Here is a 14,744-nt window from a genome sequence, read left to right as displayed (position 1 = left end):
GGAGCCCCACGATGGATGTGCCTATGCAAAACGACCAGGCCATGACCCGCGACAGCCTCTATGGCACCGCCGCCGAAAGTACTTACGCCGGCATTACCAGTTTCATGCGTCGGCGCTACAGCCGTGACTTGCGCGGCGTCGATGTCGCGGTCAGCGGCGTGCCGTTCGACACCGCCACCAGCAACCGTCCCGGCGCCCGCTTCGGACCACGCGGGATTCGCGCCGCTTCCACCGGAATTGCCTGGGAACGCCACTGGCCGTGGACGTTTGACCCGTTCGATCATCTGGCGGTCATCGATTATGGCGACTGCGATTTCGATTTCGGCGCGCCACACAGCATTCCGCAAAGCATCGAAGCTCACGCCGAGCACATTCTGACCGCTGGCAGCGCGATGCTGACGTTTGGCGGTGACCACTTCATCAGCTACCCGCTGCTCAAGGCTCACGCGCGCAAACATGGGACGTTGTCGCTGATTCACTTCGATGCGCACAGCGACACCTGGCCGGACGAAGAGGGCAAGCGGGTCGATCATGGCACGATGTTCTGGCACGCCGCTCGGGAAGGGCTGGTGGATCCGGCAAGCTCGGTGCAGATCGGCTTGCGCACGACCAATGACGATCACATGGGGTTTCAGGTACTCGATGCCCGGCAGGTGCATCGACGTGGTTGCGACGCCATTGTCGAAGCGATCCGCGCGCGGGTTGGCGATAACCCGGTGTACCTGACGTTCGATATTGATTGCCTCGATCCGGCGTTTGCACCTGGCACCGGCACGCCGGTGTGCGGCGGCTTGAGCACCGCGCAAGCGCTGGAGATTCTTGGCGGTTTACGCGGCATCAATCTGGTCGGGATGGACGTGGTGGAAGTCGCCCCGGCTTACGATCACGCCGACGTCACCTCACTGGCCGCTGCCACACTGGCGATGGAAATGCTCTGCCTCTACGCCGCCCGCCACAAGGTTGATATTTAACCCGCACACGATAACCCCTGTGGGAGCGAGCCTGCTCGCGAAGGCGTCAGCTCAACCAACATCTTTGTTGACTGACCCGCCGCTTTCGCGAGCAGGCTCGCTCCCACATTTTCAGCCAAGGCTCCTGCCAGTTTCTGACACCAGCCTCTGCTAAGCTCGAACATCTTTGCCCTCCAGAGCCTGCCCCAACGTGTCGCGTACCACTCGTCTTTTGACTTTGCTGCAAGTGCTGCGCGGCAAGAAGCGCCCGGTGACGGCGGCGACCCTGGCTGCCGAGCTGGAAGTGTCCGAGCGCACGCTTTATCGCGATATCGCGGAACTGACCGCCCTCGGCGCGCCGATCCATGGCGAAGCGGGGATCGGTTATGTGTTGCGCAGCGGCTTGTTTCTGCCGCCGCTGATGCTCAATGCCGACGAAACCGAAGCCATCGTCCTCGGTTTGCGTTACGTCGATCAGCGCGGTGACGAAGTCCTCGGCAAAGCCGCAGCGGATGCGCTGGCGAAAATTGCTGCCGTGCTCGATCCGCAGGCCCAGGAAGCGCTGCGCAATCCCACCGTGATGGCGGGCCCGCCGGGTTATGGTTTTCCGCAAAACGCCGTGCCGTTGAACGTGTTTCGCCATGCCATCCGCGACCAGGCCAAACTGCACATCGATTACGCCGACGCGCAACAGGTGGCCAGCCAGCGGTTGATCTGGCCCTTGGCGCTGGGCTTCCTCAATGAGGTGCGAATCATCGTTGCGTGGTGCGAGTTGCGCAGCGCCTATCGTACGTTTCGTACCGACCGCATCAGCGCAGCCAGCCGCCAGGGCGAGGGTTATCCGGGACGGCGCAGCGATCTGTTGCGCACATGGCGCGAGCAGATGCAACTGGATGAAAGCGGACGTTTCACTCCTGACAAAAACTGACGCAACGCTGTTTTAGGATGGTCGCAGAACCAAACAAAAAGGAGCTGCAACCATGTCTCATCCCGTCTCTGCACTGGCCCCGGCGATTGCTGCGTATATCGATGCGGCCAACGCACGCGATACTTCCAGGGTCGCCAGTTTTTTTGCCGAGGATGCCAACGTGTTCGACGAGGGCCAACATCAGTTCGGCCCGCAAGCCATCGCGCAATGGATGCACGACACCGGGCAGCGCTATCAGCCACGGGTCGAAGTGCTGGACGTGCAGCAGCGCACCGGCAAAGTGCTGGTAAACGGGCTGATTTCCGGAACTTTCCCCGGCAGCCCGGCGCAGCTGCGCTACACGTTTCGCTTGAACGAGCAGGGGAAAATCGCCCGACTGGATATTTCCCTGTAACCATCGTGGCATACTGCCGCGCATGACTTTCGACTCTCCTCTCAGCGCCTGGCAACACGCCGTTCAACACAAGGGTTTCATCCAGGATGAAGCCCAGGAACACGCGGTCTGGGCACTGCAAAAATGCCATGAAGCGCTGCACGCCGGGGCCGCCTCGGTCAGCGGCGTTTATTTGTGGGGGCCGGTCGGGCGCGGCAAGACCTGGCTGATGGATCAGTTCTATCAGAGCCTGCGGGTGCCGGCGCGACGCCAACACTTTCATCACTTCATGGGCTGGGTCCATCAGCGTTCATTCCAGTTGACCGGGATTGCCGATCCGTTGCGTGCGCTGGCCAGGGAGCTGGCGGCCGAGGTGCGGGTGCTGTGTTTCGATGAGTTGTTCGTCAACGACATCGGTGACGCGATCATTCTTGGTCGGTTGTTTCAAGTGATGTTCGACGAAGGCGTGGTGATCGTCTGTACGTCCAATCTGCCGCCGGATGATCTTTACGCCGATGGCTTCAATCGCGACCGGTTTGTGCCGGCGATTGCCGCGATCAAGGCGCATATGCAGGTGGTTGCGGTGAATGGCGCCGAGGATCATCGCTTGCATCCGGGGGCAGGTCTGCAACGCTACTTTGTCGCCACGTCTGCGGTGAGTGCGCTAGAGGAAGTCTTTCAGGCATTGACCGCCGGCCAAGCAGCCAGCGCCGAACCGGTGGCGGTCGGTCATCGCCAGTTGAACGTAGTCCAGGCCAGTGAAACGGTGTTGTGGTGCCGCTACGCCGATCTCTGCGAGCAGCCGTTCGCCGCCATGGATTTCATCGCGTTGTGCGACCGCTACACGGCTATTCTGTTGAGCGAAGTACCCAATCTCAGTGCGCAGAAACGCGAAGGGCGAATCGCGCGCGGCACTGAAGACGCCGCGCAGCGGGTAGTTGCGGGCGACCGTGAGTTACCGCAATTGTCGGTTCACGACGACGGCGTGCGGCGTTTCATTGCGCTGGTCGACGAGTGCTACGACCGTAAGGTGCCGCTGTACATCGAAGCGCAAGTACCCATGGATGCGCTGTACACCGAGGGTTATCTGGAATTTCCGTTCCGCCGCACCCTCAGTCGCTTGCAGGAGATGCAGCTGCAGCGTTTTGCCGAAGCTTGAATGGAAGAGGGCGCCGACATGAGCCAAGCGTTATCCCATCATTTGCTGACCATGGCATACCAGAATGCCTGGGCCAATCATCGTCTGGCCAAGGCCTGGACGCAGTTGAGTGCGACGGATCTGGCGGCGCCTCGGGTGAGTTTTTTTCCGAGCATTCGTCTGACCCTCAATCACATCCTCACCTGCGACTGGTTCTACGTCGATGCATTGGAGCGCGAGCTGCGCGGAGCTGAACCGCACCCCGATTGCTACGTGTTTTTCAACGTGGACGAGCCGTTTGCCGACGGCCCGCAACTGCGCGAAGAGCAGGCTCATGTTGATCGGCGGCTGATCGCCTATTGCGAACAATTGCGCGATGCCGATCTTACCCGCATCGTCACTATCGCCCGTGATACGCCGCAGCACGACAGCCGCTTGCGCATGCTTTCGCACCTGTTCGAGCATCAGCTTCATCACCGGGGGCAGGTGCATGCGATGCTCAGCGATACCGTGGTGAAACCGCCGCAACTGGATGAGTTTTTCTGCGTCGGCGAGAGCAGTCTACGCGCCGAGGACTTTGCCGAACTGGGCTGGACCGAAGAGTTGATCTGGGGGCACTGACGGGTAAACAGCAAAAGTCTTTTGCATTTGTCGGTTGCCCGCCCGATCACCCCCGCGCTAATGTCAGGCAGCCTTTCAGTACGCACTTTGCGCGCCGGGGCTTTTGTGTTCGGGGATGGAAATGGATTCCGCAGAAATTCTTGTACTTCAGGCCAGCTACAGCAATCCAACGCACGCCGAGGCCATCGGTATCGTGCTCAACCACTATGCAGAAGACCCAATGGGCGGCGGTCATTCGCTCGACCCTGAGCTGCTGCGTCGGCTGCCCGAAGAACTGGCCCGGCGCCCGCATGCGTTCAGTGTGCTGGCCTTTGTCGGTGGTGAACCGGCGGGGCTGGTGAACTGCTTTGAAGGGTTTTCCACGTTTGCCTGCAAGCCGCTGGTCAACGTCCATGACGTGGCGGTGGTGGGCCGCTTTCGCGGTCTCGGCCTGAGCCAGAAGATGCTGCAGAAAGTCGAGGAAATTTCTCGCCAGCGCGGTTGCTGCAAAATCACCCTCGAAGTGCTGGAAGGCAACGCCGTGGCGCAGAATGCCTACAGCAAATTCGGCTTTGCGCCGGGCATGTTCGACCCGGATCACGGGCGTATGCTGTTCTGGATCAAGAATCTGCAGGCCTGAAAGCCTGAAATGCCCCTCACCCTAACCCTCCCGAAACGTCGGACCGCCCAGAGGGAGAGGGGACTGACCGAGGTGTTTGGGCAACGTACGCCGACCTGAAACATCGAGCCGAACTCAGGTTCTGAACAGCCCACAAAACTGCTCCCTCTCCCTCGGGAGAGGGCTGGGGTGAGGGGCGAATTCACCACAAATCAAAAGCCGGACATCCAATCCTGACTAATCGACTGAATGAACCCCAAAAAAAGGCGCCCCAATCAGGGCGCCAAACTGTCTTCTTCCAGGCCAGAGCGGAGCCACGGAAGGTCCATCGGTTGCTCGGTCAATCTCAGTCGCGATACGACTCGGTCACTTGCGCCGTCTGATCGGCGGGAACGCGAATTTCCTTCGCGTTGGCGTCGCTCTTCTGCTCGCTCTGGGCCTGGTGAACCGGGAAATTGTCGTAGTAATAACGCATACGCTCAGCGCCGCCCTCGGCAAAAACGCTGGCAGAACCCAAGGCAAATAGCCCGGCAAGGATTGCGGTAGTGATTTTCATGGTGCCTCCTACTGAACAAGTGGGAGCCGTTCGTCCATGAAGCAGATCTCGAAAGAGAGTCTGGGAGGCCTGAATTAACTCGGGGTTAACGCCCGTTCAGTGGAGTTTTTGCAGCATGTTGCAGAACATTTGATAGTCGGGAACGGGGGGCACCTGTCAGAGCTGACCGTGGCGACGCATTGGATGGGGCAGAGGTAACAATCGAAATTCGAGGCCGGCTGGATGAGTTTTCTGCGGACATGAAAAAGGGGCCGGTTTCGGCCCCTTCTGGTGTTACTTCTGCGCGACATCCGCCGGCGCGGCGTCGGGTTTCTTCGGCTTCATCAAGCTGAAGTCGATCAGCGCACGCTGCTCGGTCTGGTACGGGTCGCCGATCAGCAGGGGGCGAGCCTTGAAGCTGTCGCTGACCAGGCTCTTGCTGTGGTCGAGTTCATCGAAGCTCAAACCGGCCAGGTCAGCCCAGGTGTGGATCAGATGCGAGCTGCTGTACGGACGATCGAGGTCGGCGGCGAAGTTCCAGTCGTGGTTGGCTTTCCACTTCGGCGACGCCCAGGCCATGAACGGGATGGTGTACATCGGCGCGGTCGGTTTGTTTTCGTTGCGGCCCAGAGTCTTGTGGCCCACTGAGTCGAACACGTCTTCACCGTGGTCCGAGAGGTACAGCAGGAAGCCGTTCGGATCGGATTTGGCGTAATCCTTGATCAGGCTCGACACCACGAAGTCGTTGTACAGCACGGCATTGTCGTAGCTGTTGTAGGTCGGGACCTGGTCGTCACGCACGCCGGCTGGTACGCCGGTGCGGTCCTGGAACTTGTCGAACGTCGGCGGATAGCGGTACTGATAGCTCATGTGCGTGCCGAGCAAATGCACAACGATCAGCTTGCGTGGCGCGGCGTCAGCCAACGCCTTGTTGAACGGCTCGATCACATCACCATCGTACTGCGCGGCGTTCTGGTTGCGGTTGTTGTTCAGGTACACCTGCTCGTCGGCCTGTTCGGAGAACGTGGTGAGCATGGTGTTGCGCTTGGTCATGGTCTGCTGATTGGTGATCCAGAAGGTCTTGTAGCCAGCCTGTTTCATCATGCTGACCAGCGACGGCGTCGACAGGTACAGATCCGGATGCTCTTCGTCAGCGAAGGTCAGCACTTGCTGCAACGCTTCGATGGTATACGGACGCGGGGTGACGACGTTATCGAAGATCGCCAGTTGATCCTTGAGCTTGTCCAGTTCCGGCGTGGTGTTGCGCTGATAGCCATAAAGGCTCATGCGCTGACGGTTGGTCGATTCACCGATCACCAGCACCAGGGTCTTCGGCTGGTCGGCCGAGGCATCCTTGAGGTTTTTCAGCGGCGGGATCTTGCTCACGTTATGCAACATGCCCTGCATGTCGGCAAGGGTATCCAGATAACGGTGGTAGGCCACGGCCATCTGCCATGGCACCGCCGGTTCGATACGGGTTTCGAATTTCTCGAAGCCTTGGGCGAAGGTGCCCATGCGCAGGGTTTGCTTGACCAGTGGGTAGCCGACCACCGCGATCACGATCGCCGTCGCCGCGACCAGCGCACGGCCACGGGGCATGTACACCGGGCGCAGGCGGGTCCACAGGAAATACGCGAATGCGGTATGGGCAAGGAACGCCACCACCATCCACCAGGCAAAGTACTGGGTCATGTACTCGCCGGCTTCAGAGATGTTCGACTCGAACATGATGAAGATGACGCTTTGCGAGAATTCCTGCTGATAAATGAAGAAATAGCCAAGACTGGCCATCGAGCAGGCCCACAACACCACGCCGATCACGGCAGCGAGCAGTTTGGTGCGTTTGGGGAAGAGCAGCATGGGCGCCAGCCACAGCGCGCTCATGAAGAACGCCTGACGGAATCCGCTGAAGCCGGAGGTGCCGGTCAGCTGGATCAGCAGTTGGGTGATACCCGAGAAGTACCAGAAGAATACAAACAGCCAGATAAAACCGGCCCAGTCGAAACCTGTCGCAGTCGTTTTGCTGCGTTTGAACAATGCCATTCGGCGCTCCAGCTCACTCGTTACAACCACCGCCGGAACATCCATGAAGCCGACGAACGGAGGCCGTACGCGCAGGTACGGCCAGAATGGGGCGGAGTATTACGAAGAGAATGTGAAAAGTTTGTGAGTTGCCGCTTTGCTCTATAGAGAGGCGGGCAGCGATGGATCATGTCGGGAACAGCGGTGGCCGTTCCCGAAACAGGCGGGGATCAGGCGTGGGGGTGACGCTGAACGACCGGCAAAGGTTGCGGCTGCACACCTTGGGTCAACAGGCGCAGCTGCGCCAGCTCCTGTTTCAACTGGTCGCGTTCGTCTTTCAACTGGCGCAATTCATCGCGACGGATTGTCACGTACAGGGTTTGTGGCGGCATTGCTGTGTGTACTGTGCCCATTGCTCACCTCGCAAATGGCGTGCATCAACTGTAGGTCGTCCCCGCTTTGGGGTACTGACTTACTATCGGCGCCGATTTTGATTTCTTTTGCCTGTGAATGGAACTTTTTTATTTTTCATGGTCGGTGTGTCTTCGGCAGGATTCGGGGCGTTATCAGTCTGGATCGGGCACAATGCCCGGAAACTTCATCGCAACGCTCTGGACTAACCTCCATCAGTCGCGTTGGGCTATAACCAATGACACACATTTATTTGTAGTAAGGAGCATCAGCACATGCAACTCGGGATTATTGGACTGGGCCGCATGGGCGGCAATATTGCGCGACGTCTGATGCTCAACGGTCACACCACCGTTGTTTACGACCGCAATACCGCTTTCATCGAGAACCTGGTCGCCGAGGGCTCCACCGGCGTCGCCGACTTGCCGGCAATGGTTGCCGGCCTGGCCAAACCGCGTGCGGTCTGGGTCATGTTGCCGGCCGGCGCGCCGACCGAAGACACCATCAACACCCTGAGCACTTTGCTCGAAGCCGGCGATACCATCATCGACGGCGGCAACACCAACTATAAGGATGACATCCGCCGGGCCAAAACTCTGGCCGAGAAAGGCCTGCACTACATCGACGTCGGTACCTCCGGCGGCGTCTGGGGCCTGGAACGTGGCTATTGCATGATGATCGGCGGTGACGCCGAAACCGTGCAGCGCCTCGACCCGCTGTTCGCTGCTCTGGCGCCGGGCATGGGTGATATCCCGCGCACCAAGGATCGCCAGTCCGACGACCACCGCGCCGAACACGGCTACATCCACGCCGGTCCCGCCGGTGCCGGGCACTTCGTGAAGATGATTCACAACGGTATCGAGTACGGCATGATGGCCGCGTTCGCCGAGGGCTTCGACATCCTCAAGACCAAGTCCAGTGAGCGCCTGCCGGAAGATCAGCGTTTCGACCTCAACGTGGCCGACATCGCTGAAGTGTGGCGCCGTGGCAGCGTGGTGTCGTCGTGGTTGCTCGACCTGACTGCCGATGCACTGGCCAGCGATCCGAAGCTCGACGGTTTCTCCGGTTCGGTTGCCGACAGCGGTGAAGGTCAATGGACCATCGAAGCGGCCATGGAACAAGCAGTGCCGGTACCGGTGCTGTCGAACTCGCTGTTCTCGCGCTACCGCTCGCGCGGTCAGGGCACCTTTGGCGACAAGATTCTTTCGGCCCAGCGCTTCGGCTTCGGCGGCCACGTGGAGACACCGAAGAAATGACCCATACGATCCGCAGAAAATCCAAGGCAGAACCCGCACCACCGACCACGCTGTTTTTGTTCGGTGCCCACGGCGACCTGGTCAAGCGCTTGCTGATGCCGGCGCTGTACAACCTCAGTCGCGACGGCTTGCTTGACGACAATCTGCGGATCGTCGGCGTTGACCACAACGCCATTACCGATGAAGCCTTCGCGCAGAAGCTCGAAGATTTCATCCGCACCGAAGTGGCGGCGAAGGTCGGCAAGGGCGATCAGATGCTTGATCCGGCCTTGTGGGCCAAGCTCGCCAAAGGTATCAGCTACGTCCAGGGCGACTTCCTGGACGACAGCACTTATTCCGCGCTGGCGGCGAAAATCGCCGACAGCGGCACCGGCAATGCGGTGTTCTACCTGGCCACCGCGCCGCGTTTCTTCAGTGAAGTGGTGCGCCGACTGGGCGCTGCCAAATTACTGGAGGAAACTCCCGAAGCGTTCAGAAGGGTGGTGATCGAGAAGCCGTTCGGCTCCGATCTGCAAACCGCCGAAGCGTTGAACGCCTGTTTGCTCAAGGTGATGTCCGAGAAGCAGATCTATCGGATCGACCATTATCTGGGCAAGGAAACCGTGCAGAACATTCTGGTCAGCCGGTTCTCCAATAGCCTGTTCGAAGCCTTCTGGAACAATCACTACATCGACCACGTGCAGATCACTGCCGCTGAAACCGTCGGCGTCGAAACCCGTGGCAGTTTTTACGAACACACCGGCGCCCTGCGTGACATGGTGCCCAATCACCTGTTCCAGTTGCTGGCCATGGTCGCCATGGAACCGCCGGCCGCGTTTGGCGCCGACGCGGTGCGCGGCGAGAAAGCCAAGGTTGTGGGGGCAATTCGTCCGTGGACCACTGAAGAGGCGCGGGCCAACTCGGTGCGCGGTCAGTACAGCGCCGGTGAGGTCGACGGCAAGCCGCTGAGCGGTTATCGCCAGGAGCCCAACGTCTCGCCTGACAGCAACACCGAAACCTACGTGGCGCTGAAGGTGATGATCGACAACTGGCGCTGGGTCGGCGTGCCGTTCTACCTGCGCACCGGCAAGCGCATGAGCGTGCGCGACACCGAGATCGTCATCTGCTTCAAACCGGCGCCGTACGCGCAGTTCCGTGATACCGAAGTCGACGAATTGCAGCCGACTTACCTGCGCATCCAGATCCAGCCCAACGAAGGCATGTGGTTCGACCTGCTGGCCAAACGGCCGGGGCCGGCGTTGAACATGGCCAACATCGAGCTGGGTTTTGCCTACAAAGACTTTTTCGAGATGCAGCCGTCGACCGGGTACGAAACCCTGATCTATGACTGCCTGACCGGCGATCAGACGTTATTCCAGCGCGCCGACAACATCGAAAACGGCTGGCGTGCCGTGCAGCCGTTCCTCGACGCCTGGCAGCAGGATGCGAGCGTGCAGACTTATGCCGCTGGTGAGGACGGCCCGCAGGCTGCTGAAGACCTGCTGACTCGCGATGGTCGCGTCTGGCATGGCCTCGGATGAGTGACTTTCCGCAACAACCTATCCGTTTTCTGCTCAGTGACATGGACGGCACGCTGCTGCTGCCCGATCACACGCTGAGCCAGCGCACCATCGAAGCAGTGCGTTCGCTGCGTGAGGCGGGCGTGTTGTTCAGCCTCGCCACCGGTCGACCGCCGAAAGCCATGTTGCAGCAGATCGAAGCCTTGGGTGTTGATCTGCCGACGGCGGCGTTCAATGGCGGCACTATCGTCAATCCTGACGGCAGTCTTTTGGTCGCGCATTACCTGCCGGCCAGCACCGCGCTGATTGCGCTGGCCACGTTTGCTGATCAGCCGGAAGTCGAGATCTGGGTGTTCAGCGGCGGCGACTGGCTGCTCAAGGATCCGCACGGGCCAATGGTGCCGCGCGAGCAGCATGGCCTCGGTTATCCGCCGGTGGTGGTGGAGAGTTTCGAGCCGTATCTTGAGCGCATCGACAAGATCGTCGCGACCAGTAACAACACTGAGCTGTTGATCGAACTGGAGGCGCGCCTGTTGCCCAAGGTCAATGGCATGGCACAAGTGTCGCGTTCGCAACCGGTGTATCTCGACGTCACGGCGCTGGAAGCCAACAAAGGCACCGCGCTGGCGACGCTGGCCGAACATCTCGGTATTCCATTGGCGCAGACAGCGGCCATCGGCGATGGCGGCAACGACCCGGCGATGTTCCATTGTGCAGGCTTTTCGATAGCCATGGCCCAGGCGGAGGACGCCGTAAAGCGCCAAGCCGACGTGGTCACCGCGCCGAACACTGAAGACGGCGTGGCGCAAGCGATCGAGAAATACATCCTCCCTCGCTGAAAGCACGCAAAACCAAATGTAGGAGTGAGCCTGCTCGCGATAGCAATGTATCAGTCACCATTTCCTGGGCTGACACACCGCTATCGCGAGCAGGCTCACTCCTACAGTTTTTACGCGGTGTTGATCAGAGCCAATAGCTCACCGCGTACCAGCCCAGCAGGCCCATGACGAACGTGTACGGCAACGCCATCCACACCATCCGCCCATACGACAAACGCACCAGCGGTGCAATCGCCGAGGTCAACAGGAACAGGAATGCGGCTTGGCCATTCGGTGTCGCCACGCTTGGCAGGTTGGTGCCGGTGTTGATCGCGATCGCCAGCGTCTCGAAATGCTCGCGGCTCATGTGGCCGGCGAGGAACGCCTGTTTCACTTCGGTGATGTAGATCGTGGCGACAAACACGTTGTCACTGATCGCCGACAGCAGGCCGTTGGCAATAAACAGCATGCCCGGCTGTTGCTCGACCGGCAGGGCCAGCACCCACTCGATCAACGGCGCAAACAGCTGTTGATCGTGAATCACCGCGACCACCGCAAAAAACACCACCAGCAACGCCGTGAACGGCATGGCGTCCTTGAATGCGCTGCCCAGACGATGTTCGTCGGTGATGCCGGTAAACGCGGTGATCAACACAATCACCATCAACCCGATCAAACCGACTTCGGCGATGTGAAAGGCCAGGCAGCCGATCAGGATCAGTGCCGCCGCGCCTTGCACCAGCAGGGCTGCGCGTTGGCGCGCTGTGCGCTCGGCATTGTCTTCGGCGGCGTAGTTGGCCAGCACGGCGCGAACATTGTCCGGCAGCAGTGTGCCGTAGCCGAACCAGCGCAGCTTCTCCAGCAACACGCAGGTGACCAGACCCGCTGCCAGCACCGGTATCGATACCGGCGCGACTTTCAGGAAGAACTCCGCGAAGTGCCAACCCATTTCGTGGCCGATCAGCAGGTTTTGTGGTTCGCCCACCAGTGTGCAGACACCGCCCAGCGCCGTACCGACCGCGCCGTGCATCAACAGACTACGCAGGAACGCACGGAATTGTTCCAGATCGTCATGGTGAAGTTTCGGCAGGTTCCGGTCGTCAGCAAACTCACTGTCCTGGCGCGGGTCGTTGCCCGACGCGACACGGTGATAAACGGAATAGAACCCGACCGCCGCACTGATGATTACCGCAGTCACCGTCAATGCATCGAGAAATGCCGACAGGAACGCGGAAAGAAAGCAGAACAGCAAGGCCAGTATCGCTTTTGAACGCACGCCCAATAGCAGGCGCGAGAATAGAAACAGCAACAGATCTTTCATGAAGTAGATACCGGCCACCATGAACATCAGCAGCAGGATCACCGGGAAGTTGTGCACCAGCTCATCGTAAAGCGCTTGGGGGGTGGTCATCTTCAGCAGCAGTGCTTCGATCAACAACAAACCGCCGGGCATCAGCGGATAGCACTTGAGCGCCATCGCCAGGGTGAAGATGAATTCGATCACCAGCAACCAGCCGGCCGCGACCGGGCCGACGCTGAACAGCACGACGGCGTTGAGGATGAGGAAACCGACGATGGTCGCCTTGTACCAACGTGGCGAGTGCCCGAGAAAATTTTGCGCGAACGCCTGGGCCATTGAACCGGACATCGGCTGCTCCTTGTCTTTAGAAGCGCGCAAGTTGCCGGATGCGTTGCGGAAGATCAAGTACAGTGCGTGTTTTTCAATGGTTCAGGTAACGCGCCACCATGGCTCGGTAGTTGCCATCCAATGAATAACCGCCGACGAGGATGGCATTGTCCGCTTGCACGGCCAGCGAGTTGGCGGTGTCGAGACTGCGCCCCAGACGCGTGCGCAGCCAGCCTTTGCCGTCACCGAAGCTGTGATCCAGGCCGCCGTCCCTCTGGTAACGGGCAACAATAAAATCCGCTTCGAATCCGCCAATGGTTGCACCGACCGCGATGATGCGGCCGTCCGCCATGCGCTGGGCGGCGCTCCATTGGCAGCCGCTCGGGCCGATTTCCAGCAACTGTGGTTGCACGCCGTGATGGTGCAGGTTCGGTCGACCGTTGGTGTGCAGGCTGTACGCCATGCACCGAATCGGGTCGCGACTGCTGCCGAAACAATGCAGTGCATCGGCCGATTCCAGGACCTGACTGACCTGGGCGCTTTGCCCGTGAGCCTTGAACGCCATGAAGCCGTCCACGGCAAAACGTTCGTCGAGGCGACCGTCGGGCAGGTAGCGCGCCAACAAACCTTCCTGCGGAAAGTCGATGGAGCCGGCCACTACAATTCGCCCATCCTTTTGCAACAGCAGGCTGCTGAGCCAGGTGTTGAGCAGTAAGTGGCGAATCATCACGAAGCCGCGGCCGTTGAAGGTTTCATCGAGGCTGCCGTCGGGCTTGAGGCGAATCAGCATGCCGGCATGGTCGGCGAGTTCGAAATGGTGATTGGCGATCAGCAGAATATGGCCGTCGTCCTGGACTACAAAGTCGCAGGCTTCAGCACCCGGGACGCCCGGCGGTAGCCAGGCATCACGGCTGCCCATGGACAAGTCGCCGGGCAGGCGCACTACCTGACGACCGTTGTCACCGAAGCGCAGATCCGGCTTGCCCTGTGCGTCAAACATGGCCAGAGCCGGCAAGGTGCGATGAGCGTTTTCATAATGCAGGCCGGCGAGCAGGATGCGTCCGTCGGGGAGTACCCGGACTTTACCGGCCGTGGCTTCAAAGCCCGGGGCAAAGGTTTCGATCACGCTGCCTTGATCGCCAAAGGTCAGATCGGCCGAGCCATCGGCAAGCATCCGTGCCAGGCCGAATCGGCTACCGGTGGCGAGGCCGACCTTTGCTGCGACCAGCACCCGTCCCTGCACATCGAGGGCGATGTCCTCGGTCAGGCTGGACACACTGCCAGCGAAATACACTTGAGCAACGCCGTTAGCGGCAAATGTTCTGTCGAGTTGACCGGCTCGGCTCAATAAAGAAGTTGATGCCACCGGCAGCGCGAAAGTGTTCAGAGTGGACATGCACGCATCTCCTTGCGAGTTGACCTGGTACCGGGAACCGGGCGGGTAACTGCATGAGCGAAACATTCAATCCCTGAACCGGGAGAAGTACAACTGTAAGAACTAACAGATGGACGGTCGCACTGTGCCAGAACAGTGTCTTTTTGAACCAATAGCAAGCCGGCCAAGCAGTTACGCCTGAACAAGTTGCAAATAGTTGTGCAAAAGTACGGAGCGTTAAAAAGATTGGAACTAACCGAGTAGGGCGGATGACCTGAGCGTCATCCGCATCGCCCGGCTGTTAGTGTGGCATCGACCAGGATTGCAAGCTGTAACCTTCTTCGCTGAGTTCAGCGCGAGCCTGCTCCAACAGTTGCTCGAGTTGCGCTGGATCGGAGTAGGCGCTGCTCGGGATCTGTTTGCGACCGATGTGCGAGTTGGTCCGGTCGATCACGGTCAGGCTGAGCTCGCCATTGCCGTCTTGTGGCGCCCAGGCCACGCACTGGAACGGTTTGAACGCGTGGTTGGCAATCAAAAGAGCTTCGTTGATACGGAGCGGGGCGGTCATGGGGTTTTCTCTCTGTCGTGCCCAA

The 14,744-nt window shown here is 59.8% G+C and carries 15 protein-coding genes; 9 read left to right on the top strand and 6 right to left on the bottom strand.

Features of this window, described 5'->3' with window-relative positions; genetic code table 11:
- Positions 1–11 precede the first annotated feature (11 nt).
- From speB to AC1DVF_RS06680, 6 genes are all read left to right on the top strand, one after another.
- Positions 12–971 (top strand): agmatinase, encoded by a 960-nt coding sequence (speB, locus tag AC1DVF_RS06705; RefSeq protein ID WP_095126277.1) that lies wholly within the window; start codon positions 12–14, stop codon positions 969–971.
- Positions 972–1,161: 190 nt separating this feature from the next.
- Positions 1,162–1,878: a helix-turn-helix transcriptional regulator gene (locus AC1DVF_RS06700; RefSeq protein ID WP_099759072.1), complete on the top strand. Its 717-nt coding sequence runs from the start codon at positions 1,162–1,164 to the stop codon at positions 1,876–1,878.
- A 52-nt stretch (positions 1,879–1,930) separates the two neighbouring features.
- On the top strand, positions 1,931–2,272 hold the full coding sequence (locus AC1DVF_RS06695; protein WP_477782250.1) for a nuclear transport factor 2 family protein: 342 nt from the start codon (positions 1,931–1,933) through the stop codon (positions 2,270–2,272).
- A gap of 22 nt (positions 2,273–2,294) precedes the next feature.
- Positions 2,295–3,410 (top strand): cell division protein ZapE, encoded by a 1,116-nt coding sequence (zapE, locus tag AC1DVF_RS06690; RefSeq protein WP_460090819.1) that lies wholly within the window; start codon positions 2,295–2,297, stop codon positions 3,408–3,410.
- Between the two features lie 18 nt (positions 3,411–3,428).
- On the top strand, positions 3,429–4,010 hold the full coding sequence (locus AC1DVF_RS06685) for a DinB family protein (protein WP_427120101.1): 582 nt from the start codon (positions 3,429–3,431) through the stop codon (positions 4,008–4,010).
- A gap of 121 nt (positions 4,011–4,131) precedes the next feature.
- Entirely contained in the window at positions 4,132–4,629 is a 498-nt protein-coding gene (locus AC1DVF_RS06680) for a GNAT family N-acetyltransferase (protein ID WP_093432839.1), read from the top strand.
- A 325-nt stretch (positions 4,630–4,954) separates the two neighbouring features.
- Here the strand turns inward: AC1DVF_RS06680 and AC1DVF_RS06675 are convergent, their stop codons facing one another.
- From AC1DVF_RS06675 to AC1DVF_RS06665, 3 genes are all read right to left on the bottom strand, one after another.
- Positions 4,955–5,164 (bottom strand): hypothetical protein, encoded by a 210-nt coding sequence (locus AC1DVF_RS06675; protein ID WP_093432836.1) that lies wholly within the window; start codon positions 5,162–5,164, stop codon positions 4,955–4,957.
- A 273-nt stretch (positions 5,165–5,437) separates the two neighbouring features.
- Positions 5,438–7,186, bottom strand: a complete 1,749-nt coding sequence (locus tag AC1DVF_RS06670; protein WP_320336830.1) for a phosphoethanolamine transferase CptA — start codon at positions 7,184–7,186, stop codon at positions 5,438–5,440.
- Between the two features lie 209 nt (positions 7,187–7,395).
- A complete protein-coding gene (locus AC1DVF_RS06665) occupies positions 7,396–7,578 on the bottom strand; it encodes a DUF6026 family protein (protein WP_007914840.1) in 183 nt (60 codons plus the stop codon).
- Between the two features lie 273 nt (positions 7,579–7,851).
- On the opposite strand from AC1DVF_RS06665, the gene gnd reads away from it, so the two are divergent.
- The 3 genes from gnd to AC1DVF_RS06650 are packed head-to-tail and all read left to right on the top strand — an operon-like array spanning position 7,852 to position 11,170.
- The gene (gnd, locus tag AC1DVF_RS06660) at positions 7,852–8,832 is read left to right on the top strand and encodes a phosphogluconate dehydrogenase (NAD(+)-dependent, decarboxylating) (RefSeq protein ID WP_093432832.1); all 981 of its coding nucleotides are present in this window, start codon (positions 7,852–7,854) and stop codon (positions 8,830–8,832) included.
- Positions 8,829–10,352 carry a glucose-6-phosphate dehydrogenase gene (gene zwf, locus AC1DVF_RS06655; protein WP_093432830.1) on the top strand — a complete coding sequence of 508 codons (1,524 nt, stop codon included), beginning with the start codon at positions 8,829–8,831 and terminating at the stop codon, positions 10,350–10,352. The genes gnd and zwf overlap by 4 nt, the downstream gene beginning before the upstream one ends.
- Positions 10,349–11,170 (top strand): HAD family hydrolase, encoded by an 822-nt coding sequence (locus AC1DVF_RS06650; RefSeq protein ID WP_099759080.1) that lies wholly within the window; start codon positions 10,349–10,351, stop codon positions 11,168–11,170. Before zwf ends, AC1DVF_RS06650 begins: the two co-directional genes overlap by 4 nt.
- Before the next feature lie 124 nt (positions 11,171–11,294).
- Here the strand turns inward: AC1DVF_RS06650 and nhaB are convergent, their stop codons facing one another.
- The 3 genes from nhaB to AC1DVF_RS06635 all read right to left on the bottom strand — a co-directional run bounded on the left by nhaB (position 11,295) and on the right by AC1DVF_RS06635 (position 14,719).
- The gene (gene nhaB, locus AC1DVF_RS06645; protein WP_093432826.1) at positions 11,295–12,797 is read right to left on the bottom strand and encodes a sodium/proton antiporter NhaB; all 1,503 of its coding nucleotides are present in this window, start codon (positions 12,795–12,797) and stop codon (positions 11,295–11,297) included.
- Between the two features lie 73 nt (positions 12,798–12,870).
- Positions 12,871–14,172, bottom strand: coding sequence for an NHL repeat-containing protein (locus tag AC1DVF_RS06640; RefSeq protein ID WP_460128637.1), 1,302 nt, complete (start codon positions 14,170–14,172; stop codon positions 12,871–12,873).
- Positions 14,173–14,452: 280 nt separating this feature from the next.
- Positions 14,453–14,719 (bottom strand): hypothetical protein, encoded by a 267-nt coding sequence (locus tag AC1DVF_RS06635; protein WP_095048857.1) that lies wholly within the window; start codon positions 14,717–14,719, stop codon positions 14,453–14,455.
- Between the last annotated feature and the right edge of the window lie 25 nt (positions 14,720–14,744).

Source organism: Pseudomonas sp. P4_D7 (assembly GCF_056401755.1).
This window is presented reverse-complemented; position numbering and strand designations above follow the sequence as displayed.

Excerpts from the sequence above, each read along its gene's own strand:
- zapE (WP_460090819.1), top strand. The coding sequence starts at position 2,295 with ATGACTTTCGACTCTCCTCTCAGCGCCTGGCAACACGCCGTTCAACAC.
- AC1DVF_RS06670 (WP_320336830.1), bottom strand. The coding sequence starts at position 7,186 with ATGGCATTGTTCAAACGCAGCAAAACGACTGCGACAGGTTTCGACTGG.
- AC1DVF_RS06685 (WP_427120101.1), top strand. The coding sequence starts at position 3,429 with ATGAGCCAAGCGTTATCCCATCATTTGCTGACCATGGCATACCAGAAT.
- gnd (WP_093432832.1), top strand. The coding sequence starts at position 7,852 with ATGCAACTCGGGATTATTGGACTGGGCCGCATGGGCGGCAATATTGCG.
- nhaB (WP_093432826.1), bottom strand. The coding sequence starts at position 12,797 with ATGTCCGGTTCAATGGCCCAGGCGTTCGCGCAAAATTTTCTCGGGCAC.
- AC1DVF_RS06640 (WP_460128637.1), bottom strand. The coding sequence starts at position 14,172 with ATGTCCACTCTGAACACTTTCGCGCTGCCGGTGGCATCAACTTCTTTA.
- AC1DVF_RS06635 (WP_095048857.1), bottom strand. The coding sequence starts at position 14,719 with ATGACCGCCCCGCTCCGTATCAACGAAGCTCTTTTGATTGCCAACCAC.
- speB (WP_095126277.1), top strand. The coding sequence starts at position 12 with ATGGATGTGCCTATGCAAAACGACCAGGCCATGACCCGCGACAGCCTC.
- AC1DVF_RS06665 (WP_007914840.1), bottom strand. The coding sequence starts at position 7,578 with ATGGGCACAGTACACACAGCAATGCCGCCACAAACCCTGTACGTGACA.
- zwf (WP_093432830.1), top strand. The coding sequence starts at position 8,829 with ATGACCCATACGATCCGCAGAAAATCCAAGGCAGAACCCGCACCACCG.
- AC1DVF_RS06650 (WP_099759080.1), top strand. The coding sequence starts at position 10,349 with ATGAGTGACTTTCCGCAACAACCTATCCGTTTTCTGCTCAGTGACATG.
- AC1DVF_RS06680 (WP_093432839.1), top strand. The coding sequence starts at position 4,132 with ATGGATTCCGCAGAAATTCTTGTACTTCAGGCCAGCTACAGCAATCCA.
- AC1DVF_RS06675 (WP_093432836.1), bottom strand. The coding sequence starts at position 5,164 with ATGAAAATCACTACCGCAATCCTTGCCGGGCTATTTGCCTTGGGTTCT.
- AC1DVF_RS06695 (WP_477782250.1), top strand. The coding sequence starts at position 1,931 with ATGTCTCATCCCGTCTCTGCACTGGCCCCGGCGATTGCTGCGTATATC.